At 62.2% G+C, this 17,656-nt stretch carries 16 protein-coding genes; 7 read left to right on the forward strand and 9 right to left on the reverse strand.

All coding sequences use genetic code 11. The annotated features are described in order from the left end of the window. Positions 1-4: 4 nt before the first annotated feature. The 5 genes from AB5Y54_RS12020 to glpT form a co-directional block, all read right to left on the reverse strand. Positions 5-1,078 carry a 3-deoxy-7-phosphoheptulonate synthase gene (locus AB5Y54_RS12020; RefSeq protein ID WP_010674236.1) on the reverse strand — a complete coding sequence of 358 codons (1,074 nt, stop codon included), beginning with the start codon at positions 1,076-1,078 and terminating at the stop codon, positions 5-7. A gap of 360 nt (positions 1,079-1,438) precedes the next feature. Beyond that, the gene (gene glpQ, locus AB5Y54_RS12025) at positions 1,439-2,518 is read right to left on the reverse strand and encodes a glycerophosphodiester phosphodiesterase (RefSeq protein ID WP_103243388.1); all 1,080 of its coding nucleotides are present in this window, start codon (positions 2,516-2,518) and stop codon (positions 1,439-1,441) included. Between the two features lie 102 nt (positions 2,519-2,620). After that, entirely contained in the window at positions 2,621-4,108 is a 1,488-nt protein-coding gene (glpD, locus tag AB5Y54_RS12030) for a glycerol-3-phosphate dehydrogenase (protein ID WP_039038617.1), read from the reverse strand. Between the two features lie 449 nt (positions 4,109-4,557). Beyond that, a complete protein-coding gene (locus AB5Y54_RS12035; RefSeq protein ID WP_010674233.1) occupies positions 4,558-5,316 on the reverse strand; it encodes a DeoR/GlpR family transcriptional regulator in 759 nt (252 codons plus the stop codon). 101 nt (positions 5,317-5,417) lie between these two features. After that, entirely contained in the window at positions 5,418-6,773 is a 1,356-nt protein-coding gene (gene glpT, locus AB5Y54_RS12040) for a glycerol-3-phosphate transporter (protein WP_041212777.1), read from the reverse strand. Between the two features lie 490 nt (positions 6,774-7,263). Here glpT and AB5Y54_RS12045 point away from each other — a divergent pair, with 490 nt between their 5' ends. After that, positions 7,264-8,112 (forward strand): MIP/aquaporin family protein, encoded by an 849-nt coding sequence (locus AB5Y54_RS12045; protein ID WP_039038615.1) that lies wholly within the window; start codon positions 7,264-7,266, stop codon positions 8,110-8,112. 54 nt (positions 8,113-8,166) lie between these two features. Continuing rightward, complete coding sequence (gene glpK / locus AB5Y54_RS12050; RefSeq protein ID WP_010674229.1) at positions 8,167-9,669, forward strand: glycerol kinase GlpK; 1,503 nt, start codon at positions 8,167-8,169, stop codon at positions 9,667-9,669. Positions 9,670-9,850: 181 nt separating this feature from the next. Here glpK and AB5Y54_RS12055 read toward each other — a convergent pair whose 3' ends face one another. After that, positions 9,851-10,753, reverse strand: coding sequence for a LysR family transcriptional regulator (locus AB5Y54_RS12055; protein WP_041212776.1), 903 nt, complete (start codon positions 10,751-10,753; stop codon positions 9,851-9,853). Between the two features lie 168 nt (positions 10,754-10,921). Between AB5Y54_RS12055 and AB5Y54_RS12060 the strand changes: the two genes are divergently transcribed. From AB5Y54_RS12060 to AB5Y54_RS12080, 5 genes are all read left to right on the forward strand, one after another. Next, the gene (locus AB5Y54_RS12060) at positions 10,922-11,308 is read left to right on the forward strand and encodes a DUF6404 family protein (RefSeq protein WP_114522610.1); all 387 of its coding nucleotides are present in this window, start codon (positions 10,922-10,924) and stop codon (positions 11,306-11,308) included. A 26-nt stretch (positions 11,309-11,334) separates the two neighbouring features. Further along, the gene (locus AB5Y54_RS12065) at positions 11,335-11,700 is read left to right on the forward strand and encodes a VOC family protein (RefSeq protein ID WP_368153866.1); all 366 of its coding nucleotides are present in this window, start codon (positions 11,335-11,337) and stop codon (positions 11,698-11,700) included. A 153-nt stretch (positions 11,701-11,853) separates the two neighbouring features. After that, positions 11,854-12,144 carry a putative quinol monooxygenase gene (locus AB5Y54_RS12070; RefSeq protein ID WP_041212774.1) on the forward strand — a complete coding sequence of 97 codons (291 nt, stop codon included), beginning with the start codon at positions 11,854-11,856 and terminating at the stop codon, positions 12,142-12,144. A gap of 67 nt (positions 12,145-12,211) precedes the next feature. Further along, positions 12,212-13,015, forward strand: coding sequence for a 2,5-didehydrogluconate reductase DkgB (gene dkgB / locus AB5Y54_RS12075; protein WP_368153867.1), 804 nt, complete (start codon positions 12,212-12,214; stop codon positions 13,013-13,015). 540 nt (positions 13,016-13,555) lie between these two features. Next, complete coding sequence (locus tag AB5Y54_RS12080) at positions 13,556-14,725, forward strand: MFS transporter (protein WP_042865230.1); 1,170 nt, start codon at positions 13,556-13,558, stop codon at positions 14,723-14,725. A gap of 64 nt (positions 14,726-14,789) precedes the next feature. Here the strand turns inward: AB5Y54_RS12080 and AB5Y54_RS12085 are convergent, their stop codons facing one another. From AB5Y54_RS12085 to AB5Y54_RS12095, 3 genes are read right to left on the reverse strand one after another with little or no spacing between them, the layout of a single operon-like run. Next, positions 14,790-14,903 carry a CydX/CbdX family cytochrome bd oxidase small subunit gene (locus AB5Y54_RS12085; protein WP_010674207.1) on the reverse strand — a complete coding sequence of 38 codons (114 nt, stop codon included), beginning with the start codon at positions 14,901-14,903 and terminating at the stop codon, positions 14,790-14,792. A 28-nt stretch (positions 14,904-14,931) separates the two neighbouring features. Beyond that, positions 14,932-16,059 (reverse strand): cytochrome d ubiquinol oxidase subunit II, encoded by a 1,128-nt coding sequence (cydB, locus tag AB5Y54_RS12090; RefSeq protein WP_201889790.1) that lies wholly within the window; start codon positions 16,057-16,059, stop codon positions 14,932-14,934. After that, complete coding sequence (locus AB5Y54_RS12095; protein ID WP_048207353.1) at positions 16,059-17,630, reverse strand: cytochrome ubiquinol oxidase subunit I; 1,572 nt, start codon at positions 17,628-17,630, stop codon at positions 16,059-16,061. Before AB5Y54_RS12095 ends, cydB begins: the two co-directional genes overlap by 1 nt. Positions 17,631-17,656 lie beyond the last annotated feature (26 nt).

The following is a 17,656-nucleotide window of genomic DNA, read 5'->3' on the forward strand; positions in this document are numbered from 1 at the left end:
CGGCTTATGCCGATGTTCTGGCCAAAAGTGGTGCCGCCAGCTGGCTGTGGCAGCGGGCCAGCAGCGCATCCGTGGTCTCCCAGTCGATGCAGGCATCGGTGATGGAGACGCCGTAGCGCATCTCGCACTTGGGCTGCTCGCTGGACTGGTTGCCTTCGAACAGGTTGGATTCGAGCATCACCCCGATGATGGAGCGGTTGCCCTCCTGGATCTGGTGAATGACGTTGTCGGCCACCTTGGGCTGCAGCCGGTGATCCTTGCTGGAGTTGCCGTGGCTGCAATCCACCACCAGACCGGGCAGCAAACCCGCCTTCTCCAGCGCCTCTTCCGCCAGCGACACATTGACCGAGTCGTAGTTCGGGTGCTTGCCGCCGCGCAGGATCACATGACCATCCGGGTTACCCTGGGTCTGCAGCAGCGCGACCTGACCCTGCTGGTTGATCCCCATGAAAGCGTGGGGGCTGGAGGCCGCCTGCAGCGCATTGATGGCGGTGCCGAGGTTGCCGTCGGTGCCGTTCTTGAAGCCGACCGGCATGGAGAGGCCGGACGCCATCTCCCTGTGGGTCTGGGATTCGGTGGTGCGGGCACCGATGGCCGACCAAGAGAAGAGCTCCGCCAGGTATTGCGGGCTGATGGGGTCGAGCGCCTCGGTGGCCAGCGGCAACTCCAGCTCGGCCAGCCAGCAGAGCAGCTCGCGGGCGCGGTGCAGACCCAGCTCCACGTCAAAGGTGCCATCCAGGTTCGGATCGTTGATAAAGCCCTTCCAGCCGACCGTGGTGCGCGGCTTCTCAAAGTAGACCCGCATGACAATGTAGAGAGAGTCCTGATAGGCGTCATGCAGCGCTTTGAGTCTGGTTGCGTACTCTTTGGCGGCGTCCATGTCGTGGATGGAGCAGGGACCACAGATCACCAGCAGGCGGTGATCGCGACGGTGGATAATGTCGGCGATGGTATTGCGGGCCCCTTGCACGAATGCCAACGCGCGATCGGAGATGGGCAGTTTCTCCTTGAGCTGGGCAGGCGTGATCATCACTTGTTCGGACTGGATATGGATGTTGTTCAGGGGATCTCTTTGCATCTTCTCATTCTCTCTACTGTTTCAAGCCAAGGGCGCTGACCGTATATTTTTATTTACACAAGTCAGCGCTTTGTTACGCAACCGCCCCCACCTTACCAAGGAAAAACAAACAATCAAGTGAAACCAGCGTCTTTGCACGCTGATAGATGGATAAATGACCAAGAATGCAGAGTAAAACAACTCAAAAGTAGCGACTCGCGAGGCCAAATTAGCCCCGAATCGTAAACATTAGATTACATCCATCCATTTCAATATCATCTCTCTGTCCCCCTCTCATGGCCCCTCATCCCGGCGATGACGCCGGGCACAAAAAAGCGGGGCACCTGGCCCCGCTTGCATTCCCGTGTTGCTCTTCTTTTATTATTTGCCGTGGGCCTTGATAGCCTCGACCGCCTTGTCGGGGAAGTCGCTGAATACCCCATCCACATCGGCCTGGTAGAGGAAGATGTTGAGCAGGTCGGTGAAGTCTTTCGCATAGGCCGGGATCTGCCCCTCATCCTGACGGAAGGTATAAGGATGCACCTTGAGACCGGCCGCGTGGGCCTCTTTCACCATGCCGGTGAAGACCGGCTTGCCGGGAGTGCCCGGCTCGGTTACCACCATGGGTTTCCAGGGACCTATCCCCTCGGCATAGGTGGCGATGGTCTTCATGGCCCCCGGCTTGAACATCCAGTCGTAGTCATAGGGGGTTGCCTTGCCCTTGGCATCGTAGACCATGGTCTCGTTCCAGTCGGTCTCGGCCATCAGCTGCACCAACTTCAAGTCCATACCCATGGCGGGCATCAGCTCGCTGTTGATGCGCTTGAGCTCGTTGGCATCGAAACACTGCAGATAGACCTTGTCGCTCTTGCTGGTGTAGCCGTACTCCTTCAGTACCTTGAGCACAGCCCTGGAGATGTCCTTGCCTTCGTGGCGGAACAGCCAGGGAGCCTTGATCTCCGGGTAGATGCCGATGTGCTTGCCGGTGCTCTTGTTGAGCCCCTGGATCATCTCGATCTCTTCCTGGAAGGTGTGGATCCTGAAGCTCGACTTCCACAACGGGAAGCGCGCCGGATAGACCGGCACCTGCTTGCCGTCCACCAGTTGGAACGGCTCGGTCATGCGCAGGGAACGCACCTCGTCCAGGGTGAAATCCACCACATAGTAGCGACCGTCCGGGCGGGCCCGGCCGGGGAAGCGCTCGGCCACGTCCGTGATGCCATCGAGGAAGTGATCGTGCATCACCACCAGCTGGTCATCCTTGGTCATCACCAGGTCCTGCTCCAGATAGTCGGCGCCCATGCCATAGGCCAGGGCCTTGGATTCCAGGGTGTGTTCCGGCAGGTAACCGGAGGCACCACGGTGGGCGATCACGATTTTGCCTTCGTCAGCGGCCAGTGCGGGCAGCGCCAGGGCAGCCCCAAGGCCAAGGGCTATCAGGGTACGGTGAGGTTGCTTCATCAAGAGGTCTCGTTGTTATGGTGTGTAGGATGCAGGTAATTGTTATAGCAGGGGTTTATTGCAGTTTGACGGCGGGCGGCAAAGGCCGCCCGCCATGGGTCATCAGCAGGCTTCGGGCAGGGCGTGGTGGTGCTCGAGCAGCCAGGCACCGAGCTGCTGCTGTTCGGATTCCGACAGGCGCAGCCCCAGCTTGCTGCGGCGCCACAGGATGTCCTCCAGGGAGTGGGCCCATTCGCGCGCGATGAGATAGCGCACTTCGGATTCATACAGTCCGGCGCCAAAGTGCTGGCCGCGCTCCTCCTTCAGCCAGAGGCGGGCATGAGCGCCATAGGCTTCGGCGATGCGCAGGGCGCTGCGATCGTCGAGCCAGTCGAATTCCAGCGCAAAGGCACGCGCCAGTTCACGCACCGAGCAGTCGAACTCGCCACCGGGCAGCCGGCAGGAGGCGGTCCAGTCCTCTCCCATCTGGCTGAACCAGGGCTTGAGCTTGTTGCAGGCGGCCTGGGCCAGCTTGCGGTAGGTGGTGAGCTTGCCGCCAAACACCGACAACAGCGGCGCGCCGTCGGATTCACCACTGAGCTCGAGCGTGTAGTCCCGGGTCACCGCCTGGGGTGAATCGGACTCGTCGTCACACAGGGGGCGCACCCCGGCATAGGTCCACACCACGTCTGCCGGGCTTATCTGCCTGGTGAAGTGGGCATTGACCACCTTGCACAGATAGTTGATCTCGGCATCGCTGATCTTGGCCTCCCGCGGGCTGCCCTTGTGCTCCACGTCCGTGGTGCCGATGAGGGAATAGTCCTGCTGGTAGGGGATGACGAAGACGATGCGGTTGTCCTCGTTTTGCAGGATGTAGGCCTCTTCGCGCTCATGGATGCGCGGCACTATCATGTGGCTCCCCTTGATGAGGCGAATGCCGCGGGGGGATTTCTCGCTCAGGCTCTCGTCATAGAAGGTCTTGACCCAGGGGCCCGCCGCATTGACCAGACCACGGCAGCTGACGGTGAACTGCTCGCCCCCTTCCCGCTCCAGCGTCAGGGTCCAGTGCTTGGATCCGCGCACCGCCTTGACGCAGCGGGTACGGGTCTGCACATCGGCGCCCTTGTCCCGCGCCAGCATGGCATTGAGCACCACCAGCCGGGCGTCGTCGACCCAGGCATCCGAGTATTCAAAGCCCTTGTTGATGCCGCTCTTGAGACCGTCCTGTGGCAGGAAGCGCAGGCCGCAGCTCCCCTTGAGCTTGTCCCGCTTGGCCAGGTTGTCATAAAGGAAGAGACCGGCTCGGATCATCCAGGCCGGACGCAGGTGCGGGCGATGAGGCAGACGAAAACGCATGGGACGGGCGATGTGGGGAGCCATGCCGAGCAGGACCTCCCGTTCCGCCAGCGCCTCTTTCACCAGCCGGAATTCGTAATGTTCGAGATAGCGCAGGCCGCCGTGGATCAGCTTGCTGGAGTTGGACGAGGTGGCAGAGGCGAGATCGCTCGCCTCGAACAGCGCCACCTTCAGCCCCCGCCCCGCCGCATCTGCCGCGATGCCGACCCCGTTGATGCCGCCGCCGACGACGACCAGATCATAATGTTCGCTCATGTTCACCTACTTTCTTATTTTGTGTTTGCCATGACAGCAATGTTTGATTTCGCTCATATTAGAACATGAAAAACCAATAAACGAACATTTCGTGAGAGAAATGTGATCGCGATTGTTTTCACAATGCTAAAAATGCTGCCAGTCGGTGACGGCCTGGCAAGGCTAAGGTCTGCCGGAAACAGCCATTTCGGGCAGGGAGGAGAACAAAGAGTGCCGGATGGGGGTGCCCATGGGGCAAGGTGATGAAGGCGATGACGTGAATTCCTCGCAGGCGCCTAGCGTCGGTGCAAACCGGGTGCCCGAGTGCGGGGGCAACATCAGGGGGTCAAAGAAGGAGTATCAGCGCCAGGAACTGGCCGCTTAGGCGCCGCAAGGGAGACGCCGCAGGCCGGGAGGGCCAGGAAAAAAAGCGGCCGCCCCGAGGCGGCCTGATGCCTGTGCGGGGAAGCTCAGCAGATATGGCAGGCGATCTGATGCTGGGACATCAGTCGCATCAGCTTCTCCGGCGGCTCCTGATCCGTGAACAGGGCGTGGATCTGGTTGAGGTTGCCGAGGTTGACCATGGCGTTGCGGCCAAACTTGGTGTGGTCGGCGGCCAGGAACACCTGGCGGGAGTGGGCGATGATGGCCTGGGCGATCTTCACCTCGTGATAGTCGAAATCGAGCAGGGAGCCGTCGCTGTCGATGCCCGAGATGCCGATGACGCCGTAGTCCATGCGAAACTGGCCGATGAAGTCGCGGGTCGCCTCCCCGACGATGCCGCCATCCCGGTTGCGAATTTCACCGCCGGCGATGATGACGGTGAAGTCATCCTTGGCGGTCAGGATGCTGGCGACGTTCAGGTTGTTGGTGACCACGCGCAGCTCCCGGTGGTCGAGCAGGGCCCGGGCGATGGCCTCGGTGGTGGTGCCGATGTCGATAAAGAGCGACGAGCCGTCGGGGATGTTGGCGGCCACTTCCCGGGCGATGCGCTCCTTCTCCTTGAGCTGCATCACCTTGCGGGCACTGTAGGCGGTGTTGACGGTGCTCGAATGCAGTGAGGCCCCGCCGTGATGGCGCCGGATCTTGTTCTGTTCGGCGAGATCGTTGAGATCCCGGCGAATGGTCTGGGGGCTGACGTCAAAATGGGTCACCAGATCGTCGGTCGAGACGAAACCCTGCCGGGTCAGGACGTCCAGGATCTCCAGATGTCGTTGGGTTTGCTTCACGCTTGCACTCCGCAGATGAGACGAAAAAAGGCCCCGGCAGGTGCGGGGCCTTTGGCAGTGTACCTGATCCCTTTTCCAATCGATAAGGGCAGGATCACGTTTTATGCCTTATGGGCAGCCGCCTTGGCGGCAATCGACTCGTTCTCGTGCTTGAGGGTCATGGCCAGCAGGATGATGGAGAGCACGCAGGAGACGGTGAGCACCATGAAGCCGCCGTCCCAGCCGAAGTGGTCAACGGTGTAGCCCAGCATGGCGTTGGCCGCGACCGCGCCACCCAGATAACCGAACAGGCCGGTGAAGCCCGCCGCGGTACCGGCCGCCTTCTTGGGCGCCAACTCCAGGGCGTAGAGGCCGATCAGCATGACGGGGCCATAGATGAGGAAGCCGATGGCGACCAGGGCCATCATGTCGATGGTCGGGTTGCCCGCCGGGTTGAACCAGTAGACCAGCACGGAAAGGGTCACCAGCACCATGAACAGGATGCCTGCCGGGGCGCGGCGGCCCTTGAACATCTTGTCGGAGATCCAGCCGCACAGCAGGGTGCCCGGGATCCCCGCCCACTCATAGAGGAAGTAGGCCCAGGAGGAGTGATCCACGCTGAAGTCCTTGGCCTCTTTCAGATAGGTGGGCGCCCAGTCCAGCACGCCGTAACGGATGAGGTAGACGAAGGCGTTGGCGATGGCGATGTACCAGAGCAGCTTGTTGTGCAGCACGTACTTCATGAAGATCTCCTTGGCGGAGAACTCCTGCTCGTGGCTTTCGTTGTAATCCTTCGGGTAGTCGTTCTTGTACTCCTCGATGGGGGGCAGACCGACCGATTGCGGGGTATCGCGCATCACGAAGAAGGCGATCACCGCGATGGCCGCCGCCGCCGCCGCAGGCACATAGAAGGCGCTGCGCCAGTCGTTGAACCAGCCCATGCCGAGGATGAACAGGGGGCCTATCATGCCGCCGCCCACGTTGTGGGCCACGTTCCAGACCGAGACGATCTCACCCCGCTCCTTCTGTGACCACCAGTGCACCATGGTACGGCCGCAGGGGGGCCAGCCCATGCCCTGTGCCCAGCCGTTCAGGAACAGGAGCACGAACATGATGCCAATGCTGGAGGTAGCCCAGTGCATGGTCCCCATCATGAACATGATGCCTGCCGAGAGCAGCAGACCGGCGGAGAGGAAGTAGCGCGCGTTGGATCTGTCCGACACGTTCCCCATCAGGAATTTGGAGAGACCGTAGGCGATGGAAACGCCGGAGAGGGCCAGACCCAGATCCCCGCGGGAGAAGCCCTGCTCGATGAGGTAGGGCATCGCCAGACTGAAGTTTTTCCGTACCAGGTAGTAACCTGCATACCCGAAGAAGATCCCGAAGAACACCTGCCAACGCATGCGCTTGTAGAAGGGATCCACCTTGTCGGCCGGCAGCCGGTCGATATGGGGTGCAGGCCTGAAGAGACTAAGCATGTTCTGCTTCCTTTTATTGTTGTTCTGGGCGGTTGAGGACGCCCCGCTCATGCCGGCGATCAGACGCGTCTTGATTCGCAAGCGAGCCTATTGTGCTCATTTGTGAACATTTAATCTGTGATGAGCGCTAAATTATTGCAGTTTTATTACAAAAATTGTGACGTAGTGAGTGAACGCGCATCCAGGGTCAGCCCACGCATGGCGTGGCTTTTAGCTACTCACTAAGGAGTAATATGGCCGACAACTGTTGCTTTTCGTCACATTTTCTTAGCAATGAATGGGATCTTGCCCACATTTCCGGTGGCGAGGGTATGGTGAATTGACGCAGAAGGTTTATTTTCTCTCTCGTCCAAGAACGAGCGCAAACGAGCATAACGTTTGCGCAAGCTCAAAAAACAAGAAGAAACGTTTTCGGGCGCAATGAATGGGAATGAAAGATAACAAAACGGAACATCAAACCTACTGTGGGTGGATATAAGGAATAACAACTATGAGCATACAAAGACCCAATACCCTGCTTGGCGAGTGCCTCGCCGAGTTTATCGGCACCGGCCTGCTGATCTTCTTCGGCGTCGGCTGCGTGGCCGCCCTGGTGCTGGCTGGCGCCAACTTCGGGCAATGGGAAATCTCCATTACCTGGGGCCTGGGTGTCGCCATCGCCATCTATGTCACCGGTGGCATCTCCGGTGCCCACCTCAACCCTGCCGTGACCCTGGCGCTGATGACCTTCTGCGGCTTTGACAAGCGCAAGGTGGTGCCCTTCATCATCGCCCAGATAGCCGGGGCATTCGCCTCCGCCGCCCTGGTCTACGCCCTCTACAGCAACCTGTTCACCCAGTGGGAGCTGACCCACAACGTGGTGCGCGGCAGCGTCGAGAGCCTCGGCACCGCAGGCATCTTCTCCACCTACCCCAATGCCCTGCTCTCCAACATGCAGGCTTTCGCGGTCGAGATGGTGATCACCGCCGTCCTGATGCTGGGCATCATGGCACTGGGTGACAACAACAACGGCGCCCCCAAAGGCTTCGCCGCCGCCCTGCTCATCGGTATCCTGATCGCGGTGATCGGCGCCTCCCTCGGCCCCTTGACCGGCTTTGCCATGAACCCGGCCCGTGATTTCGGCCCCAAACTGTTCGCCTTCGTGGCTGGCTGGGGTGACGTGGCCCTGACCGGTGGTCGTGACAACCCCTACTTCTGGGTCCCCATCCTTGGCCCCATCGTCGGCGCCCAGATCGGTACCGCCCTGTATGTGAAAGTGCTGGCTCCCTGCGTCCCGGGCAACCGCGTCGCCACCGAAGAAGCCGCCAAGCTGTCTAACAAAGAAGAGGCCGCCGCCTGAGAGCGGCCCTCCCCAACGTGTAACAACGTGGAAAATAAAAACGTGGAGAACATCATGTCTGCTGAAAAGAAATTTGTCGTTGCGCTGGACCAGGGCACCACCTCCTCCCGTGCCATTGTCTTCGATCAGGACGCCAACATCGTCGCGACCTCCCAGCGCGAATTCACCCAGCACTACCCGAAAGCGGGCTGGGTCGAGCACGACCCCATGGAGATCTGGGCGACCCAGTCCTCCGTCTTCACCGAAGTGCTGGCCAAGAGCGGCCTGCACAGCGAGCAGATCGCCGCCATCGGCATCACCAACCAGCGTGAAACCACCGTCGTCTGGGAAAAGGCCACCGGCAAGCCCATCTACAACGCCATCGTCTGGCAGTGTCGCCGTACCGCTGCCATCTGCGAAGAGCTCAAGGCCCGGGGCCTGGAAGAGTACGTTCGCGAAAACACCGGCCTGGTGCTGGATGCCTACTTCTCCGGTACCAAGGTGAAGTGGATCCTGGACAACGTGGAAGGGGCCCGCGAGAAGGCAATGAACGGCGAGCTGCTGTTCGGCACCATCGACACCTGGCTGGTGTGGAAGATGACCAACGGCGAGGTGCACGTCACCGACCCGACCAACGCCTCGCGCACCATGCTCTACAACATCCGCGACCTGAAGTGGGATGAGCGCATGCTGGACGAGCTGGGCATCCCCGCCTCCATGCTGCCGCAAGTCAAACCCTCCTCCGAGGTCTATGGCTACACCACCCGTGGCGGCGGCGCCCGCATCCCCATCGCCGGTATCGCCGGTGACCAGCAGTCCGCCCTGTTCGGCCAGCTCTGCTTCGAAAAAGGGATGGCCAAGAACACCTACGGTACCGGCTGCTTCATGCTGATGAACACCGGCACCGAGCCGGTTCGCTCCAGCAACGGCCTGCTGACCACGGTCGCCATCGGCCCGAAAGGGGAAGTGAATTATGCCCTCGAGGGTGCGGTATTTATGGGTGGCGCCACCATCCAGTGGCTGCGCGATGAGCTCAAGATCATCCACGATGCCCGCGATACCGACTACTTCGCAAGCAAGGTCGGCGACACCAACGGCGTCTACCTGGTACCGGCCTTCGTCGGTCTGGGCGCCCCCTACTGGGATCCGTATGCTCGCGGCACCATGGTCGGCCTGACCCGTGGCGCCAACCGCAACCACATCATCCGTGCGGCGCTCGAATCCATCGCCTACCAGAGCCGCGACGTGCTGGATGCCATGCAGCAGGACTCCGGCATCAAGCTGGCAGCCTTGAAGGTGGATGGCGGCGCCGTGGCCAACGACTTCCTGATGCAGTTCCAGGCTGACATGATGCACACCCCTGTGGTGCGTCCGACCCGCATCGAGACCACCGCCATGGGCGCCGCCTTCCTGGCCGGCCTCGCCGTGGGCTTCTGGAAGAGCTCCGAAGAGCTGGAAGACAAGTTCAGCGTGGACCGCGAGTTCATCCCGCAGATGGACCGCGACGATCGCGCCAAGCGCTACAGCGGCTGGAAGAAGGCGGTGGAACGTTCACGCCGCTGGGCCGAAGAGGAGTGATGGGGTAACCGACGCGTCCTTGAGATGAAAAAAGCAAAGAGGCCGACAGCGATGTCGGCCTCTTTTTATTGGCGAGCACGACTGTTCTGACCGCCCCCGACCCCAACCCTTCCCTTGCCAAGGGGTGGGAGAAAATGACCCCTCCCCCTCGTGGAGGGGGTTGGAGCTGTCGACATGCCCTCTACAACGCCTCAGCACCGAGCTGCTCTTTCAGGAAATCGAGCCAGACCCGCAGCCGGATGTCCCGCTGGGCATCGGAGTAGAAGACCGCATGGATGGGGCGCGAGGCGCCGCTGTTGCTGCGGGCCAGCACCTCCACCAGCGCCCCGCTCGCCCTGTCATCCCCCGTCATGAAGTCCGACAGGCAGACGATCCCCTGCCCCGCCAGCGCCAGCTGACGCAAGGTTTCCCCGCTGCTGGCCCGCAGGGTCGGGGTGATGGCGAACCTGTCCCCCTGCTCCTCGCTCAATAGGGGCCAATGATTGAGGTGATCGGGGTGCAAAAAACCGAGCAGCTCGTGGCCCGCCAGCAAGTCAGCTGGCTGGCGCGGGGTACCGCGTGCCTTCAGATAGTCGGGGGAGGCCAGCAGCCGCAGCCGCGAGCGGCCCAGCGGCAGGGCCCGCAGGGAGGAGTCCGTCAGCTCACCGATGCGAATGGCCATGTCCACCCGCCGCTCCATCAGGTTGATGAAGCCCTCGGAGCTGTGCAGTTGCAGCTCGATGGCGGGGTAGCGGCGGCGAAACTCGCCGATGATGGGCACCAATCTATGCAGGATGAAGGGGGTGGCGGCGTCCACCCGCAATATGCCCTCCGGCTGCTCCCGGCGCATCAGCAGCAACCCTTCCGCCTCGCTCATCTCGGTCAGGATCTTCACCGCCCGCTGATAGAACCAGCTCCCCTCCTCGGTCAGGCTGACCCGCCTTGTGGTGCGGTTGAGGAGCACGGTGGCGAGCTTCTCTTCGAGGCGCTTGATGCCGCGGCTCACCACGGAGTTGTCCATGCCGAGATTCTCCGCCGCCTGGCGAAAGCTACCCGCCTCCACCACCGCCACAAACAGGGTCAATTCATCGGAATGGGTCTTCATTGTTGTCATCCTGGCAAGAGTAATGGGTCTTTATAGGTGCAATGGCCGGGAGTTGGCAAGACAGGCGTCGCTTCGTATCGTGACGCACCACCTGTTTTATCTGCGCCCTTGCCAGTACAATGCCGCTAACCGGCACCGTATGGCGCCACACTATGACAGGGACGATCCATGACATTCGACAACAGGCTGGCCGCCGCCCATCGGGAGCTGGCCGAGAAGGGCGTGCAAACGCTCAACTACAACCCGCCGATCATCTGGCTGCTGCGAAAGGCGGGGTTCACCATCAGGCCGCCCCACTACGAACGCTTTATGATCAACGTTCTTGCCCTGGGACTCCCCATCGGCGCTATCTGGGGGGTGTTGATGTGGTGCCTCGGCTGGCAGGATGAGGTGAGCCCGGGGTTTGCCCTGCGCCAGAGCCTGCTCTTTGGCATCGGGCTCGGTCTGCTGATGGGGACCTGGTTCTGGTTTCGGCGCAAGCAGCTCAAGCTGACCCCCTGGGACGCCTTGCCCCACTCCACGAGCCGCACGCAAAAGCGCTGGCAACCGAAATAACCACCGATGTCGACAAGGAGCGCCTTATGACCAGGGCCCATGAAAAACTGAACTATGTGGAGTTTGCGGCCAGGGATATTGCCGCCACCAAAGCCTTCTTTCAGGCCGCTTTCGGCTCGCTGTTCGCCGACTACGACCCCGATTATTGCGCCTTCGAGGGAGAAGGGCTGGATGGCGGCTTCTACCGCACCGAACTGTGCAGCCAGAGTGCTCAGGGCGGGGCGCTCCTGGTGTTCTACAGCGCCGATATCGAGGCGACCCAGAGCAAGGTGAGCCAGCATGGCGGCACCATAGTGCGCCCCCTGTTCGATTTTCCCGGTGGCCGCCGCTTTCACTTTGTCGAGCCCAGCGGCAATGAATTTGCGGTCTGGTCCGAACCGGCCAGCGCTTGATAATATTCCGCCCTCCCCTGGCCCACCTGCACCACGACCAGCCATGGGGAGGCCACATTGCTGCACTCACCTCAATAGTGTTTTGCGACTGCTGCCCTGTATCCCTCAGTCTGGGGCGGGCATACTGACTCCCGTCTTAACGAGGAGGTTCAGATGCCATCCCCCCTGATTGTGATTGCCCAGCTTGACGCCAAACCCGAATTCGCCGCCCAGTTTCGCGCCGCCCTCGAGCCGCTGATCGCCGCTACCCTGCAAGAGCCAGGGTGCCTTCGCTACCAGTTGCACCAGAGCCTGGAGAGCCCCCACAGCTGGATGCTGTACGAGGAGTGGGAGAGTGAAGCCGCCCTGCTCGCCCACCAACAGCAGCCCCACTACATCGCCTTTGCCAGCCTCGCCTCCCCCTGGTTTGCCAACCGGGTCGTGAGCCGCTACCGGCGCGCCTGACTGCCTCCGCCCTCGGCGCAGGCAAAGCCCATCATTTGAGCGTAGAAACACTAACCTGAGGAATTTGATGATGAAGATGCCCAACCTGGGTCTTGGAACCTTCCGCCTGAAAGATCAGCCCCTTCGCGACTCCCTGCTCCAGGGGCTGGAACTTGGCTACCGCCATATCGACACCGCCCAGATCTATGACAACGAGGCCGACGTCGGCCAGTTGATGAGCGAGAGTGGCGTGCCCCGCCAGGATATCTACCTGACCACCAAGGTGTGGACCAGCGAGTTCGGTCCGGGCAAGGTGATCCCGAGCCTGGAAGTGAGCCTGGAAAAACTCGGCACCGACTATCTGGATCTGGCGCTTATTCACTGGCCCTCCCCCCAGGATGAGGTGCCGATGGCGGTCTATCTGGAGCAGCTCGCCGAGGCCAAAACCCGGGGCCTGACCCGCGAGATCGGGGTCTCCAACTTCACCGTGGCCCAGCTTAAACAGGCCATCGAGATTTTGGGGCCGGGCGTCATCGCCCATCAGCAGGTGGAGATCCACCCGCTGCTGCAAAACCGCAAGGTGGTGGAATTCTGCCAGGCCCACGGTATCGCCATCACCGCCTACATGCCGCTCGCCTATGGCAAGGTGCTCGCCGAGCCGCTGCTGATGGAGATCGGCCAGCGCCACGGCGTCTCGGCGGCGCAGGTGTCTCTGGCCTGGCTGCTGGCCCAGGGCATGACGGTGATCCCGAGCTCTACCAAGCGGGAGAATCTGGCCGCCAACCTGGCCGCGCTGAAGGTACGGCTCAGCAGCGACGAGATGGCCGCCATTGCCACCCTGGATCGGGGTGAGCGCTGCGCCAACCCGGACTTTGCGCCGAATTGGGATTAAACCATGGCCTCTCGATTCGGCGGTGGATAGCGGCGACCCTCACGAACAGACTGCAACCACGGGCTATCCCCTCTCCCTATGGGAGAGGGGGAGGGGGAGGGCTGGCTCTTCTATTCAGGTCATCAGGCCTTAAACCAGATAGCCCCCTCATCCCCAGCCCTTCTCCCGCCAGGGGAGAAGGGAACAAATAAGGCTCAATGACATTCTTCAGCACCAGCGGGAGGCACAATGCCTCCCGCTTTTTTGTCCCCAATACCGCGCGTCACTGCCACCCGCGCCGCTGGCCCCCTCCCCTGCAACCTTCCGCTGCCCTTCCCTCTTTATTCCCAGTTCGGTCTGTACGTTTTGTCTCTGCACCCACCTCGCACGCTACGGCCGCTCTTGCCGCAGTTGCCTCGACCACTCCCAATACCCCATTTCACGGCCCCATTGCTGCTGATTTGGCAAAAGTAATTTGACGTTGCCGTCATTTTTACCAACAAACACCCTCGGCATACTGGCGCCATTCTCCCGTCGGGAGTCCCAATCCAAGGAGTTGTTATGCCACTGGCGTTATTTGCCCTCACCTTAAGTGCCTTTGCTATAGGCACCACCGAATTCGTGATCGTGGGGCTCATCCCCACCATCGCCGAACAGCTCAATGTCTCGCTCCCCTCGGCGGGCCTCCTGGTCAGCCTCTATGCCCTTGGGGTGGCCATCGGCGCCCCCGTGCTCACGGCACTCACCGGCAAGCTGCCGCGCAAGTGGCTGCTGGTGGGGCTGATGGCCCTCTTCACCGTCGGCAACCTGCTGGCCTGGCAGGCCCCCGGGTACGAGAGCCTGATTGTGGCCCGCATCCTCACCGGGCTGGCCCACGGGGTCTTCTTCTCGGTAGGCAGCACCATCGCCACGGGTCTCGTGGCCAAAGAGAAGGCGGCCAGCGCCATCGCCATCATGTTCAGCGGCCTCACGGTCGCCCTGGTGACCGGCGTCCCGCTTGGCACCTGGATTGGTCAGGTCTTTGGCTGGCGCGAGACCTTCCTGGTGGTGAGCCTGCTCGGCCTCGTCGCCATGGTGGGCAGCATGCTGCTGGTACCGGGGAACCTGCCGAAGGGGGCCGCCTCCAGCGTTCGCGAGCAGCTCTCGGTGCTCACCAGGAAGCCCTTGCTGCTGGTCTACGCCAAGACGGCGCTCGGTTACGGCGGTGCCTTCACGGCGTTTACCTTCCTCGCCCCCATCCTGCAACAGGTGAGCGGCTTTAGCGCCGGCGCGGTCAGCCTCATTCTGCTGGTGTACGGGGTATCGGTCGCCGTCGGCAATATCTGGGGCGGCAAGCTCGCCGACCGGATGGGCCCATTGCCCGCCCTCAAGCTGCTGTTTGCAGGTCTCGCCGTGGTGCTGCTGGTGCTCACCTTCACCGCACCGCACCCGGTGCTGGCGGTACTGACCGTGCTGGTGTGGGGCGCCTTCGCCTTTGGCAACGTGCCGGGTCTGCAGGTACTGGTGGTGAAACAGGCCGAGCGCCACACCCCCAATGCCGTGGATGTGGCCTCCGGCCTCAACATCGCCGCCTTCAACGTCGGCATTGCGCTGGGCTCCGTGGTCGGCGGTTTCGTGGTGGAGCACCTCGGCCTGATGCACACCCCCTGGATTGGCGCCCTCATCGTGCTGCTGGCCTACGGCCTCACCCATGTCAGCGAAGCGGGCGAGCGCCGCGCCGCCCTTGCCTGACCCCCGGGCAAGCAAAAGGCCGACACCCTGTGTCGGCCTTTTTTTCATGGGCAAGATGCGAGGCTCAGGGCTCCTTGAGATCCTCATCGGCAGCCCAGCGCGCCTCCAGCCAGAGCAGGTTGACCAGCCCGCAGAGCAAGGCGAACCCCAGCCCCAGCAACCAGGTGAAATACCACATATCGCGTTGATCCTTGTGTTGAAGCGGATTAGTAGAGGCTGTGGCCGTGCTGGCGCACCTGCTCGGCGCTGACCCTGCCGCGCACCACCCGGTATACCCAGAGGGTGTAGCCGATGTTGACCGGCATCAGTACTCCGACGATCCCCAGCATGATAAGCAGGGTGCGCTCGCTGGAGGTGCTGTCCCACAGGGTCAGGCTGCTGGCCGGATCCAGGGACGAGGGCAGCACGAAGGGGAAGAGCGCGATGGCCACGGTCAGCATCATGGCGGCGCAGGCACCGCCGCTGGCAACGAGAGCCAGCCCGGACTTGCCGAAGCGGCTTGCCAGCGCGCACACCAGGGGCAGCAGGAGCCCGAGCACAGGCACGGCCCAGAGCACCGGATGGGCGACAAAGTTGCCAAGCCAGCCCGCCGGCACCGCCACCACCTCTTTCATCAGCGGAGTGAGGGCGCCGTTGAGATCGCCGATGGCCGTGATGCGATACCCCGCCATCTCTCCAAGCCAGACGCCGCCAAGGGCAAAGAGGGCGCTCGCCAGGGGGCCGAGCCAGAGGGCGAGGCGGGCGCTGCGCGCCGCTATGGCCCCCTGGGTCTTGCACTGCAGGAAGCTGGCACCGTGCAGCAAGAGCAGCGCCAGCGCCGTCCCCATGGCGGTCAACAGCAGCGGCCAGTGGAACGCAAAGGCGCCATAGTGGATGCGAAGGGCCGCATCGAAGCGAAACGGCAGCCCTTGCAGCACGAGGCCAAGGGTGGCACCAAACACCAGGGTCGGCAGCAGACCGCCCACCACCAGGGCGCGGTCCCACCAGCGGCGCCAGACCGGGTCCGGCAGCTTGCTGCGATAGTCAAAGCCCACCGGGCGCAAAAAGAGACCGAACAGCAGGAACATGAAGGGCACGTAAAGCGCCGAGAAGGCGGCGGCATAGACCAGGGGCCAGGCGGCAAACAGGGTGCCGGCACCGGCGATGAGCCACACCTGGTTGCCCTCCCACACCGGCCCCACGCTGTTGAGCAGCACCCGCCGCTCGTCATCCGTCTTGCCGACCACGGGCAGCAGCATGCCGACCCCGAGATCGAAGCCATCCATCACCACGAAGCCGACCAGCAGGAAGAGCACCAGCCCCCACCAGATCACTTTCAGGGTTTCGTAATCCATCAGGCAGGACTCCCGTTTTGCAACACTTCACCTTGATAACGACCCGTCTGCAGGCTGGCAGGCCCTTTGCGGATCACATGACGCAACAAGAACAACTCCACCACCAGCAGGCTGCTGTAGATGAGGAAGATGGCGATGAGGCTGAACCAGAGCTGCCCCGGTTGCAGCAGGGAGACGGAGGCCGACACCGGCAGCACGTCGCTGATGGTCCAGGGCTGGCGACCGAACTCTGCCACGAACCAGCCCGCCTCGATGGCAATCCAGGGCAGCGGGATAGACCAGAGCAGGGCCCTGAGCAGCCGCGGGGATTGCACCAGCCTGCCCCGGCACAGTTGCAGGAAGGCGGCGGCAAAGAGCGCCAGCAGCGCCACGCCGATGCCCACCATCAGGCGAAAGCTCCAGAACAGCGGCGCCACCTGGGGGATGGAGTCCTCCACCGCCTTGGCGATGGCCCCCTCGTCCGCCTTGCCAATCTCCTTGGCATAGGGGGTGAGCAAGAGGCCGTAGCCCAGATCGCTGCGGTGGCGCTCGAAGGTGGCGCGGGCCGCCTGGTTGCTGCCGTCTGCCCGCATCGCTTCGAGCGCCTCGTGGGCCAGCATGCCGCTGCGAATGCGCGCCTCGTGCTGCGCTTTCAGATCTTTGAGGCCCGTCACCTGCTCATCCAGGGAGCGGGTGGCGATGATGCCCATCAGATAGGGGATCTTGATGGCCGCGTGGGTGGTCTCGGCACGCTGATCCGGCAGGCCGAACAGGGTGAAAGAAGCCGGGGCGGGCTCCGTCTCCCACTCCGCCTCGATGGCGGCGAGCTTGACCTTCTGCACCTCCCCCGAGCGATAGCCCGACTCGTCCCCGAGCACGATGACCGAGAGGATGGCCGCGAGGCCAAAGCCCGAGGCGATGGCAAAGGATCGCAGGGCGAAGCGCACCTCCATGCCGCGCAGCAGATACCAGCTGCTCACCCCCATCACGAACAGGGAGGCCGCCACATAGCCTGCCGCCACCGTGTGGACGAACTTGACCTGGGCCACCGGGTTGAAGATGACCGCGGCCACGTCCACCAGCTCCATGCGCATGGTCATGGGGTTGAACTCGGCGCCGACCGGGTTTTGCATCCAGCCGTTGGCGATGAGGATCCAGAGGGCGGAGAGGTTGGAGCCGAGCGCCACCAGCATGGTCACCAGCAGGTGCTGACCGCGGGAGAGCTTGTCCCAGCCGAAGAAGAAAAGGCCCACCAATGTAGACTCGAGGAAGAAGGCCATCAGCCCCTCCACCGCCAGCGGCGTGCCGAAGATATCGCCGACATAGTGGGAGTAATAGGCCCAGTTGGTCCCGAACTGGAACTCCAGGGTGATCCCGGTGGTCACCCCCATCACGAAGTTGATGCCAAACAGCTTGCCCCAGAAACGGGTGATGTCCTTGTAGATCACCTTGCCGGTCATCACGTAGGCCGACTCGGCGATCACCAGGATCCAGGACAGCCCCAGGGTGAGGGGCACAAACAGAAAGTGGAACATCGCCGTCGCCCCGAACTGTATTCGGGAGAGGCTGACCACATCATCCAGGCTTATCATGCATGACTCTCTATGTTGCATTTAAC

This window comes from Aeromonas sp. s9, assembly GCF_040907765.1.
GTDB lineage: Bacteria > Pseudomonadota > Gammaproteobacteria > Enterobacterales > Aeromonadaceae > Aeromonas > Aeromonas caviae.

What these genes read in the sequence shown, in the direction of transcription:
- dkgB (WP_368153867.1), top strand. Translation starts at nt 12,212, where the DNA reads ATGATGAAGATGCCCAACCTGGGTCTTGGAACCTTCCGCCTGAAAGAT.
- AB5Y54_RS12020 (WP_010674236.1), bottom strand. Translation starts at nt 1,078, where the DNA reads ATGCAAAGAGATCCCCTGAACAACATCCATATCCAGTCCGAACAAGTG.
- AB5Y54_RS12055 (WP_041212776.1), bottom strand. Translation starts at nt 10,753, where the DNA reads ATGAAGACCCATTCCGATGAATTGACCCTGTTTGTGGCGGTGGTGGAG.
- AB5Y54_RS12080 (WP_042865230.1), top strand. Translation starts at nt 13,556, where the DNA reads ATGCCACTGGCGTTATTTGCCCTCACCTTAAGTGCCTTTGCTATAGGC.
- AB5Y54_RS12095 (WP_048207353.1), bottom strand. Translation starts at nt 17,630, where the DNA reads ATGATAAGCCTGGATGATGTGGTCAGCCTCTCCCGAATACAGTTCGGG.
- AB5Y54_RS12085 (WP_010674207.1), bottom strand. Translation starts at nt 14,903, where the DNA reads ATGTGGTATTTCACCTGGTTGCTGGGGCTGGGGTTCGCCTTGCTCTGC.
- cydB (WP_201889790.1), bottom strand. Translation starts at nt 16,059, where the DNA reads ATGGATTACGAAACCCTGAAAGTGATCTGGTGGGGGCTGGTGCTCTTC.
- AB5Y54_RS12060 (WP_114522610.1), top strand. Translation starts at nt 10,922, where the DNA reads ATGACATTCGACAACAGGCTGGCCGCCGCCCATCGGGAGCTGGCCGAG.
- glpQ (WP_103243388.1), bottom strand. Translation starts at nt 2,518, where the DNA reads ATGAAGCAACCTCACCGTACCCTGATAGCCCTTGGCCTTGGGGCTGCC.
- AB5Y54_RS12045 (WP_039038615.1), top strand. Translation starts at nt 7,264, where the DNA reads ATGAGCATACAAAGACCCAATACCCTGCTTGGCGAGTGCCTCGCCGAG.
- AB5Y54_RS12065 (WP_368153866.1), top strand. Translation starts at nt 11,335, where the DNA reads ATGACCAGGGCCCATGAAAAACTGAACTATGTGGAGTTTGCGGCCAGG.
- glpT (WP_041212777.1), bottom strand. Translation starts at nt 6,773, where the DNA reads ATGCTTAGTCTCTTCAGGCCTGCACCCCATATCGACCGGCTGCCGGCC.
- glpK (WP_010674229.1), top strand. Translation starts at nt 8,167, where the DNA reads ATGTCTGCTGAAAAGAAATTTGTCGTTGCGCTGGACCAGGGCACCACC.
- AB5Y54_RS12070 (WP_041212774.1), top strand. Translation starts at nt 11,854, where the DNA reads ATGCCATCCCCCCTGATTGTGATTGCCCAGCTTGACGCCAAACCCGAA.
- glpD (WP_039038617.1), bottom strand. Translation starts at nt 4,108, where the DNA reads ATGAGCGAACATTATGATCTGGTCGTCGTCGGCGGCGGCATCAACGGG.